This window comes from Streptomyces sp. NPDC058157 (genome assembly GCF_042884105.1).
GTDB lineage: Bacteria > Actinomycetota > Actinomycetes > Streptomycetales > Streptomycetaceae > Streptomyces.
On record NZ_JBHVUQ010000221.1, the window covers coordinates 1 to 10,726 of the forward strand.

The 10,726-nt window shown below is 74.6% G+C and carries 7 protein-coding genes; 4 read left to right on the forward strand and 3 right to left on the reverse strand.

Going from position 1 to position 10,726, the window contains the following annotated elements:
• From ACFVXK_RS33140 to ACFVXK_RS33150, 3 genes are all read right to left on the reverse strand, one after another.
• Positions 1 to 1,240: protein kinase (locus tag ACFVXK_RS33140; protein ID WP_389619227.1), on the reverse strand; the 1,240-nt coding region annotated here is incomplete at its 3' end.
• Positions 1,241 to 1,331: 91 nt separating this feature from the next.
• Positions 1,332 to 3,911: a protein kinase gene (locus tag ACFVXK_RS33145; RefSeq protein WP_389619230.1), complete on the reverse strand. Its 2,580-nt coding sequence runs from the start codon at positions 3,909 to 3,911 to the stop codon at positions 1,332 to 1,334.
• A 150-nt stretch (positions 3,912 to 4,061) separates the two neighbouring features.
• Entirely contained in the window at positions 4,062 to 5,768 is a 1,707-nt protein-coding gene (locus ACFVXK_RS33150) for a glycerol-3-phosphate dehydrogenase/oxidase (RefSeq protein ID WP_389619233.1), read from the reverse strand.
• Positions 5,769 to 6,021: 253 nt separating this feature from the next.
• Here ACFVXK_RS33150 and ACFVXK_RS33155 point away from each other — a divergent pair, with 253 nt between their 5' ends.
• The 4 genes from ACFVXK_RS33155 (at position 6,022) to ACFVXK_RS33170 (ending at position 10,690) form a co-directional block, all read left to right on the forward strand.
• A complete protein-coding gene (locus ACFVXK_RS33155; protein WP_389619236.1) occupies positions 6,022 to 7,251 on the forward strand; it encodes a nucleotide sugar dehydrogenase in 1,230 nt (409 codons plus the stop codon).
• 159 nt (positions 7,252 to 7,410) lie between these two features.
• Complete coding sequence (locus ACFVXK_RS33160) at positions 7,411 to 7,881, forward strand: hypothetical protein (RefSeq protein ID WP_389619239.1); 471 nt, start codon at positions 7,411 to 7,413, stop codon at positions 7,879 to 7,881.
• A 92-nt stretch (positions 7,882 to 7,973) separates the two neighbouring features.
• A complete protein-coding gene (locus ACFVXK_RS33165) occupies positions 7,974 to 8,942 on the forward strand; it encodes a hypothetical protein (protein WP_389619242.1) in 969 nt (322 codons plus the stop codon).
• Positions 8,943 to 8,953: 11 nt separating this feature from the next.
• Positions 8,954 to 10,690 (forward strand): M16 family metallopeptidase, encoded by a 1,737-nt coding sequence (locus ACFVXK_RS33170; protein ID WP_389619245.1) that lies wholly within the window; start codon positions 8,954 to 8,956, stop codon positions 10,688 to 10,690.
• Positions 10,691 to 10,726 lie beyond the last annotated feature (36 nt).

Sequence of the window (10,726 nt, forward strand, 5' to 3'; positions counted from 1 at the left end):
GGGCCGCCTCCGGATGCGGGTGGGACTGCGGGTGCGGGGCCGCCTCCGGATGCGGGTGGGACTGCGGGTGCGGGGCCGCCTCCGGATGCGGGTGGGACTGCGGGTGCGGGGCCGCCTCCGGATGCGGGTGGCGCTGCGGGTGCGGGGCCAGCTCCGGATGGGGGGCGGGGCCCTGGTGCTCGGGCCGCTCCGGGGGCGGGGTCTGCTCCGGCTGCGGGGGCTCGTCCTCCCGGGGGGCCTGCCGGGCGGGGTCCGCCGGGCGGCGGGGGGCGGCTCCGTGCCAGGGGGTGGCGGCCGGTCCGCCGTACGGGTACGCGTACTCCTGCGGCAGGTTGGCCCCGGTCGGCGGCAGCTGCGGGACGACCACCGGGCCCCGCGCCCCGCGCTCCTGCGCCACCTTCTCGGCCGCCGCGCGGGACCCGGCCCGGTAGGCGGCGACCGTCCCGGCGCGGGCCGCGGCCACGGCGTCGTCACGGTTCCCGGCGGGCCGGGCGGGGGGCACGGGCGGGGCGGGCGGCGCCGGGGGCTCCGGTTCGGGGTCCGGGAGGATGTGGTCGGTGTAGCGCGGCCCCGTGTCGTACCCGGGCGCCACCAGCGGCGCGTACACGGGCTCCCGGGAAGGCGGCTCCCAGGGCGGCGCGGCGGGGTCGTCCGCGCCCTCGTCCCCGGGCTCCGCCACCGGCACCGGGTCGTAGCCGCACAGGGCGTCCTCGGCGGCGCCGGCGGCGAGTCCGGTGAGGACGACGCGCCCGTCCTCGCATATCAGCACGGTCCGGACGGTGATGTTGCGGTGCGTCCACCCGTGCGCGTGCAGCACGCGCAGCGCGGTCAGCACGTCGGCGGCCACCTCCGCCGCCCGGTACGGGTTCAGCGGCTCGTCGGCGATGAGCGCGGCTAGCGGCCTGGCGGGGACGAGTTCGCTCACTATCCACAGCGAGCCGTCCTCGGCGAACACGTCGAAGACCTGGTCGAGCCGGGGGTGGTCCGGTACGGAGGCGGCCGCCTGGGCCGCGGCTATCGCCCGCCGCACGGCGGGGAGTTCCCCGGCGGCGGACGGCGTCACCCGCGTGCCGTCGAGCAGTTCGGCGTCCACCACCTCCGGCAGCGGCACGTGCCGGACGAGGACCTCCTGCCCGCTGCGCGTGTCGAACGCGCGGGTCTCCAGCAGCTCGTACTCGTCGGACGGCGGCAACGGCAGACGGTAGCGGTCGGCCAGGATCCGGCCGGCGTAGTCCTCCACTTCGCCTCCCCCGAGTGCGGTGGGTTCCCCTTGGCCCCCGCTGACACGATACGTGGCCCGGGCCGCCCGCGTCCCGGGCTTGCGAGGGCCGTCAGCCCAACTGCTGGAAGGTGTCGAAGGCGGTGTTGCGGATCTGCGTGCACTCGGGGCCGTCCCACTGGTCGGCCGGGCAGCTGATCATGATGGCGTAGCCGTTCTTGGCGTCCGCGCGGAAGCCGCGGTCGAGCACGCGGGTCCGCATGCCCTGGTCGTCGCGCTCGAACTCCAGGTCCGCGACCGTCGGGTAGGTGCGGTACTGGACGGTTTCGAGGCGGATCTGGTGGTAGTTCCTGCTGCTGGCCGCCGTGCTCGGGGCCATCTCGGCCCAGGCCGCCAGGGCGCTGGCGCCCGGGCTGTTGGTGTGGTCGACCTGGATTCGGGGGAAGCCGCCGGAGCGGCTGTATATCGCGCCCGAGTTGGCGCCGGCCGTGCCGGTCTGGTGGAAGCCCTCGGGCATCGCCATGGCGAAGCCGAAGCGCGGGTCCGTCACCGTGGTGAACCCGGCGGGCAGGCCCGCGCCGCCGCCGGGGCCGCCCGGGCTGGCGCCCTGGCCCTGGCTGTCCTGCCCCTGGTTCTGGGCGGGGTCGGCGCCCTGGTTCGCCCCGGACGCCGCGGGGCTCGGGCTGCCGCCCTGGCTCTGGGCCGGGGTCGGGCTCGGGGAGGAGGCCTGGGACGCGGCCGGGGAGTTGCCCGGGGACCGGCCGGCGGAGGCGGCGGGGGTCGGGGCGCCCTGGCCCTCGTTCTTCCGGCCGCCCTTCTCGTCGTCACCGCTGACCGCGTACGCGATGAGCGAGCCGATGACCGCCAGGACCACGAGCACGCCGGCTATCGCGAGGGCGATGGTGCGGCGCGGCATCACGTCGGTGAGGGAGGCCGGGGCCACCGTCGAGGGACGCTTCGGGGCCTCGGCGGCGGAGGCGGCCGCGGCCTGGGCGGCGGCGGCCTTGCGGGTGGCCTTCAACGCGGCGCGGGCCCGGTCGCGCTGCTCGCGCTCGCGCCGCTCCCGCTCCTTCTTCGCCGCCTTCTCGGCGGCCTTCTCCGCGGCCTTCTCGGCCTCCGACTCGGCCTTGGTGAGGGAGATCGGGCGGGTCTCCTCCACCGCGACGGGCTCCGGGGCGGGGGCCGGCTCGGGCGCGTTGATGACGGCGGTGAGCATCGAACGGGCGCGGTCCTCGTCGAGCCGCATCGCCGGGTCCTTGACCAGCAGGCCGTAGATGACCTCGGTCAGGGCCGGACCGGCGTTCTTGGGCGGGTCCACCGCCTCGGTCATCACCGCGGTGAGGGTGGCGAGCGCGGAGCCCTTGTCGTACGGGGGCACGCCCTCGACGGCGGCGTACAGCAGTCCGCCGAGGGACCACATGTCGGCGGGCGGGCCGGGCTTGTAGCCGCGGGCGCGCTCGGGGGAGATGTAGGAGGGGGCGCCGACGAGCATGCCGGTGGAGGTGATGGAGGGGTCGCCCTCGACCTGGGCGATGCCGAAGTCGGTGAGGACGACCCGGCCGCTGGCGGCGATGAGCACGTTGGACGGCTTCACATCGCGGTGCAGGATCCCCTGGCGGTGCGCGGCGCGCAGGACGTCGAGCACGGCGAGGCCGACCTCGGCGGCGCGGCGCGGGGACAGCGGGCCGTTCTCCCGGACGAACTCGGCGAGGGAGGGCCCCTCGATGAGCTCCATGACGATCCAGGGGCGGGCGTCCTCGTCGACGACGTCGTAGACGGTGACGGCGCCCTCGTTGCGGATGCGGGCGATGGCCTTGGCCTCGCGGAGGGTACGGGTGATGAGGCGGCGCTTCTCGTCCTCGTCCACGCCGCCGCCGAAGCGGAGTTCCTTGACGGCGACGGTCCGGCCGAGCACCTCGTCCTCGGCCCGCCACACGGTTCCCATGCCGCCCTTGCCGAGCACGGCCCCGAGCCGGTACCGCCGCGCGAGCAGCCTGCCCTTGCGCTCCGCGGCCGCCTCGTCGGCGTCCTGCGGGTCGTCGTCCCCGGGCGCGGGCTCCGCCGCCGGTGCAACCGCGCCGGTCTTCGCGCCCCCGGGCGCCGCCTTCGCCGCGGCGGGCGTGGCGGCCTCGGACTCCGGCGCCGCCGCGGTCCCCTTCACGGCCGGGTCCCGGTCCGCGCGCGCGGGCTGCGGGTCGCGCCCTCGGGCACCGGTCCCGGACTCCGAGGCCGCACCCTTGCCCGCCGCCGCAGACACGGCATCCACCACCTCGGCACCGGAACCGGCCTTCGCGGGAACGGCCTTGTCCCCCGCCCCGGCACCGGACCGGGACTTCGCTGCCGCGTTCCCGTCCGCCCCGGCGGGCACGGCGTCCGCCGGCTCGGAACCCTCCGGCCGGGACTCCGCAGCCGCGCCCTCGTCCGGCGGGGTGTCAGAAGCCTTGCCCTCAGCGGGCTGCGACGGCTCGGGCCGCTCGCCCCGGCCCGTCTCGGACCTCGGCCGGGGCACGGACGCGGCGGCGGGCTCCGGCGCGGGGCCGTCGGCCTCCGCCCGGGCGGAGTCGGCCTGCGCGACGTCAGATCCGGTCTGGGCGGCCGACTTCACCGCACCGCCGTTCCCGGAGGCACCGTCACCCTCACGCTTCGCCCCAGGCGCCTCGGCAGGCGACTCGGTGTGCTCCGGCTTCGACATGCGTCCCCTCTGCGATCGTGCAGCCTGCCCCGGCTGCCCCCGGCAGCCACCGGGGGCAAGGTAACCCACCCCGGCAGAAACCTCATTGTTGCTCACTCCGCATCGGACGGGAGCCCCGGGTCCAGCGGTTCCCCCGTCCGGATCGCGGAGTCACAACGGCACGATGTCGGGCGCCCCCAGCCGGGCCGCGTCGGCCGTCTGGTCGTCCGGCTGGCGCTGCGATTCGCGCTCCGCCTGGACCCTCTTCTCGTAGTGCTCCACCTCGTTCTCGATCTGCCGTTTGTCCCAGCCCAGCACCGGAGCCACCAGTTCCGCGCATTCGCGCGCCGATCTGGTCCCCCGGTCGAAGGTCTCGATGGAGATCCGGGTCCGCCGGGTCAGCACGTCGTCCAGATGCCGGGCGCCCTCGTGCGAGGCGGCGTAGACGATCTCCGCCCGGAGGTAGTCCTCCGCCCCGGTCACCGGCTCCCCCAGCGCCGGGTCGGCCGCGATCAGTTCGAGCAGTTCCTCCGTCAGCGACCCGTACCGGTTCAGCAGGTGCTCCACGCGCACCGCGTGCAGGCCCGTCCGCGCGGCCATGCGGGCCCGGCCGTTCCACAGGGCGCGGTAGCCCTCGGCGCCCACCAGCGGGACGTCCTCCGTGACGCACTGGGCGACCCGCTGGTCCAGCCCGTGCACCGCCTCGTCCACGGCGTCCTTGGCCATGACCCGGTACGTCGTGTACTTGCCGCCGGCCACCACCACCAGCCCCGGCACCGGATGGGCCACGGTGTGCTCGCGCGAGAGCTTGCTCGTCGCGTCGGACTCCCCCGCCAGCAGCGGCCGCAGGCCGGCGTAGACGCCCTGGACGTCGTCCCGGGTCAGCGGCACCGCCAGCACCGAGTTCACGTGCTCCAGCAGGTAGTCGATGTCGGCGCTCGACGCCGCCGGATGCGCCTTGTCCAGGTCCCAGTCCGTGTCCGTGGTGCCCACGATCCAGTGCCGGCCCCAGGGGATCACGAACAGCACCGACTTCTCGGTCCGCAGGATCAGCCCGCTGTTGGAGTGGATCCGGTCCTTGGGGACGACGAGGTGGATGCCCTTGGACGCCCGGACATGGAACTGCCCGCGCTCCCCGATCAGCGCCTGGGTGTCGTCCGTCCACACCCCGGTCGCGTTCACCACCTGCTTGGCGCGGATCTCGTACTCCCCGCCGCCCTCCACGTCCTGCACACGGGCCCCGACCACCCGCTCGCCCTCCCGCAGGAAGCCGACGACCCTCGCCCGGTTGGCGCAGTGCGCCCCGTACGCGGCGGCCGTCCGCACCAGCGTGGTCACGTAGCGGGCGTCGTCCATCTGGGCGTCGTAGTACTGCAGCGCCCCCACCAGGGCGTCCTTGCGCAGCGCCGGCGCGATCCGCAGCGCCCGCTTGCGCGACAGGTGCCGGTGCGTGGGCAGGCCGCGGCCGTGCCCGCTGGAGACCGACATCGCGTCGTACAGGGCGACGCCCGATCCCGCGTAGAACCGCTCCCACACCTTGTGCTGGAGCGGGTACAGGAACGGCACCGGCTTCACCAGGTGCGGGGCGAGCCGCTCCAGCAGCAGCCCGCGCTCCTTGAGCGCCTCGCGGACGAGGGCGAAGTCGAGCATCTCCAGATAGCGCAGGCCGCCGTGGATGAGCTTGCTGGACCGGCTCGACGTCCCCGACGCCCAGTCGCGCGCCTCCACCAGTCCGGTCGAGAGGCCTCTGGTCACCGCGTCGAGCGCGGTGCCCGCGCCGACCACGCCCGCGCCGACGACCAGCACGTCCAGTTCCCGCTCGGCCATCCCGGCGAGGGCCTCCGCGCGCTGCGCGGGCCCCAGTGTCGCTGTCCTCACGGCTGCCTCCCGTTGGTGCGGGCGAACCCGCTCGTTGCGGGTGATCCCGCTCACATTCCCCGTTTTCCGATTCTGACCGGCCGCGCCGACATCAGCCACCGGCTGTGGACAACACAGGGATGGCCACGACCCCAGAATGCGACATATCTGTCATATATACGCCTAGTCTGACATTGCGCCAGCTCCATTCGTCCACAGGACTTGCGCGCACCGCCCCCTCATGCATGCCAGGGAAGGGAAGGGACGGCCCCCCATGCCCGCAGATCTCGCCGTCATCGGACTCGGCCACCTCGGCCTCCCCCTCGCCCAGGCGGCCGTCGCCGCCGGGATCGAGACCGTCGGCTACGACAGCGGCCCCGCCACGGACAGCTCCCTCACCGCCGCCGAGATCCGCCGGATGTCGGCGGCCGGCTTCCGCGTCACCACCAACCCCGCCGAACTCGGCCGGGTCCGCACGGCCGTCATCTGCGCCCCCACCCAGCTCGGCGCGGACCGCGCCCTCGACCTCGGCGCCGTCGGCGCGGCCGGCCGCACCCTCGCCGCCCGGCTGCGCCCGCACACCACCGTGATCCTGGAGTCCGCCGCCCACCCCGGGGTCACCGAGGACTACCTGCGGCCCATCCTCGAAGAGGGCTCCGGCCTGCGCGCCGGACGCGACTTCCACCTGGCCTACTCCCCCAGCCGCCTCGACCCCGGCAACCGCACCCACACCATCGCCAACACCCCCAAGGTCATCGGCGGCCTCACCCCCGCCTGCACCGAGTCCGCGCACGCCTTCTACGCCCGCCTCACCGAGAAGGTCGTCCGGGCCCGCGGCCTGCGCGAGGCCGAGACCGTGCAGCTGCTGGAGACCAACTACCGGCACGTGAACATCGCCCTCATGAACGAGATGGCGGTCCTGTGCCACGACCTCGGCGTCGACCTGTGGGACGTCGTCCGGTGCGCCGAGACCAAGCCGTACGGGTTCCAGGCCTTCCGCCCCGGCCCCGGCGTCGGCGGCCACGGCGTCCCCCTCGACCCGAACTACCTCCCCCACACCACCCGCACCCCCGGCCACCCCCTGCGCATGGTCGGCCTCGCGCAGGAGATCAACGGCCGGATGCCGCAATACGTCATCCAGCGCTGCGCCACCCTGCTGAACGAGCACGGCAAATCCGCCCGCGGCGCCCGCGTCCTCCTGCTGGGCGTCACCTACAAGCCCGACCTCGCCGACCAGGAGGGCTCACCCGCCGGCGAGATCGCCAGCCGCCTCCTCGACCTCGGCGCCCTGATCAGCTACCACGACCCGTACATCGCGGGCTGGCGGGTCCGCGACCAGCCCGTTCCGCGCGCCGACTCCCTGTACGAGGCCGCCGCCAACGCCGACCTCACGATCCTGCTCCAGCACCACCGCACGTACGACATGCAGGGCCTGGCGGTGAAGGCCCAGCTCCTCCTCGACACCCGCGGCGCCAGCCCGGCGGGCGCGGCCCACCGCCTCTGACCGGCCCCACCGCAGGTCACGGGCCGATTCCGGTTCGATCATCCGACCGAAATCCCCTCCAGGAATGTCGCAGTCCCCTGCTAGCCTGCGGCGTCACTTATCTCGCACTTATGCCCCTGGGGCACACGTGCGTCCGAATCCCTGGGGGGGATTTCCCGCATGAGCCAGAACTTCCAGCCGCCCGCGCCCTCGTCCTACACCCCGACCCCCGCCCCGGCACCGGCCCGCGGCGGCAACGTCGTCCTGGGCATCGTCGCCGCCGTCGTGGCCGGCCTCGCGGCCGCCGCCGTATACGGCGCGATCGTCAAGGCCACCCACCACGAGATCGGCTACGCGGCGGTCGGCGTCGGCGCGCTGGTCGGCTTCGCCGCCGGCAAGGCCGGGGGTCGCAACGCCGTCCTGCCCGTCATCGCCGCCCTGGTCTCCGTGGCCGCCGTGCTCGCAGGCCAGCTGTTCGGCATCGCCCTGGACGGCGCCGACCAGCTCTCCGAGAGCGTCGTGGACGTGCTGACCAACCGGACGTCCGAGGTGATCGACAGCTGGAAGGAAGGCGTGGACCCGCTGACGTTCCTCTTCCTCGCCATCGGCGGCTACGCGGCCTTCCAGGTCGGCCGCAAGACCGCCGCCTGACACCCACAAGCCGCTGAGCAGGCACGATCGCCCCGAACCGGAGCCCCGGAACCCCTGTCGGAATCCGCGGCTCCGGTCATATGATCCGCCGCGTGTCTGCTCTCACGCCCCCCACGGGCCGCCTCCTCCTCGACCCCACCGAGTACGTCCCGGCCCTCGCCGCGCTGCGCTCGGCCGTCCAGCTCCGCGACGCCAAGGCCGTCGCCGCCGCGTTCGACGCGCTCCCCGACGAGGACGACCGCGCCCTCGCCTGCTGGACCGTGGCCGAGACCCCCGACTGCGGGGACTTCCTCCGCGCGACCGTGGCGGCCCGCCCCGGCGACCCGCTGTTCCGCACGCTGTACGCCAACCACCTGATCCGGGCGGGCTGGAACATCCGCAGCGGCGCGCGCGCCGAGCACGTGAGCCGGGAGCAGTTCGACTCCTTCCACGCGCACCTGCGGCGCGCCGAGGTCCTGCTCATCGACGTCTGCGCCGAGTACCCCGCGTACGCCCTCGCCTGGTACCTGCGCGTGACCACCGCCCGCGGGCTCGAACTGGGCCAGGGCGAGGCCCGCCGCCGCTACGAGCGCCTCGCCGAACACCACCCGCACCACTACTCCGGCCAGTCCCAGCTGCTCCAGCAGCTCTGCCCGAAGTGGAGCGGCAGCTGGGAGGAGGCCGAGGGCTTCGCGCGCGCCTGCGCCGAAGCCGCGCCCGAGGGCGGCCCGCAGGGGGCGCTGGTCGCCGTCGCCCAGATGGAGCGGTACCTGGAGATCCAGCGGGACGAGGACACCCACGCCGCCGAAACGTATCTGCGCGAGCCCGCCCAGCACACCGCCCTGCTGGCGGCCGCCGCCCGCTCCGTCCTGCACCCGGCCGCCCGCACCGACGCCTTCCACCACGTCGGCGCCCACAACGCCTTCGCCGCCGCCCACAGCGCGGCGGGCCGCCACGCCGAAGCCGCCCCGCACTTCCGAGCCGTCGGCGACCGCGCCACCGAGTTCCCCTGGGGCTACCTGAACGCCGACCACGCGGCCGCGTTCACCCGCCACCGCAAGACCGCCCTGGCCAAGGGCTGAGGAAGACCACCATGACCACCGACACCCCGCCCTGGCACGTCACCGAAGACGGCGTCACCCACACCACCGTCGCCGGCATCCGCACCGTCCTGGCCCCCGGCTCCGGCCCCCTCACCGCCGGCCTGCTCTTCCGGGTGGGCCGCGCCGACGAGACCCTCGCCACCAGCGGCGTCACCCACCTGGTCGAACACCTCGCGCTGCACCACCACGGCCTGAGCGACCTCCACTACAACGGCGCCACCGCCGCCACCTACACCCACTTCCACGTCACCGGCACCCCCGCCGACGTCGTCGAGTACCTCAACGGCGTCTGCGCCGCCCTGCGCGACCTGCCCCTGGACCGGCTGGAGACCGAGAAGGAGATCCTGCGCACCGAGGCCGCCGGCCGCGCCCAGGGCCCGGCCCACGACATGCCCCTCTGGCGCTACGGCTCCCGGGGCTACGGCCTCACCAGCTACGCCGAGACCGGCCTGCACCGGCTCACCGCCGACGACGTGCGCGACTGGGCCCGTACCCGGTTCACCGCCGAGAACGCGGTGCTGTGGCTCACCGGCGACACCGTCCCCGAGGGCCTCGACCTCACCCTCCCCACCGGCACCTGGCACCCCACACCGCAGCCCACCTCCGCCCTGCCGGCCACGCCCGCCTACTTCCAGGGCCCCGACGGCGGGACCGTACTGACCTCCGTCATCCCCCGCTCGACCGCGGGCAGCCTGTTCGCCGAGGTCCTCGGCAAGGAACTCTTCCGCGAACTGCGCCAGAAGGGCGGCTACTCCTACACCGCCGCCGCCGACTACAGCCCGCGCGACACCGACTGGGCGACCGTCACCGCGTACGCCGACGCGCTGCCCAAGAAGCAGGACGCGATGATCGGCGCCTTCGTGGACGTCTTCGCCAAGCTCCGCGCGGGCCGCATCGAACAGGCCGACCTGGCGGCCGTACGCGCCTCCGCGCTGAGCCGGTTCGACCTTCCGGAGCCGGCCGTGGCCAAGCTCCCCTCCGAGGCGATGAACCTCCTGCTGCGCCACCCCTCCCTCAGCGACGCCGAGTCCCGCGCGGAGATCGAGGCGGTCACCGTCGCCGACCTCCAGCGGGTCGCGCGCGAGGTGTGGGCGAACGCCCTGATGCAGGCCCCGGGCCGGGGCGTGGACTGGGCGGGACTCACCGAGGCCCCCACCCGGTCGGCCGACCTGATCACCGGACGGCGCTACTCCGCGGTGGGCGACCCCAGGACCAGCCTGCTCGTGGCGGGCGAGGGGATCAGCCTGGTCCGCCCGGGCGGCCACCTGACCGTCCGGTACGCCGAGTGCTCCCTGATGCAGGTCTACCCGGACGGCGCACGCCACCTCATCGGCCACGACGGCTTCAGCATCGCCGTCGAGCCGACCCTGTTCGGGATCACGGCGGCCGAGCTGGCCCCCCTGGACGCCGGCGTCCCGCCCACCGCCGTGGTCCGCATGCCGCCCCGCGACCCCTCCCGCATCCCGCAGCCCCGCCCGACGGAGGCGGCCGCGCCGAAGGGACCGGTACCCCGCAAGGCCTGGCTCACCGCGATGCTGTGGCTGCTCGGGATACCCGCGCTGCTGTCGGGCGCCTTCGCGGCCATCGCCGTCCTCGCCAGCCTCTCCGAGCTGGACGCCCAGACCTCCGACGACTGGGTGGGCCTGGCCATCATCTGCATCTTCGCGGTGGTGATCCTGATCCCGTGGGCCGTCCTGCTGCGCCGCCGGCAACGCGGACTCGGCTGAGGTACGCCGGAGGGCCGGCACCCCGAGCGGGGTGCC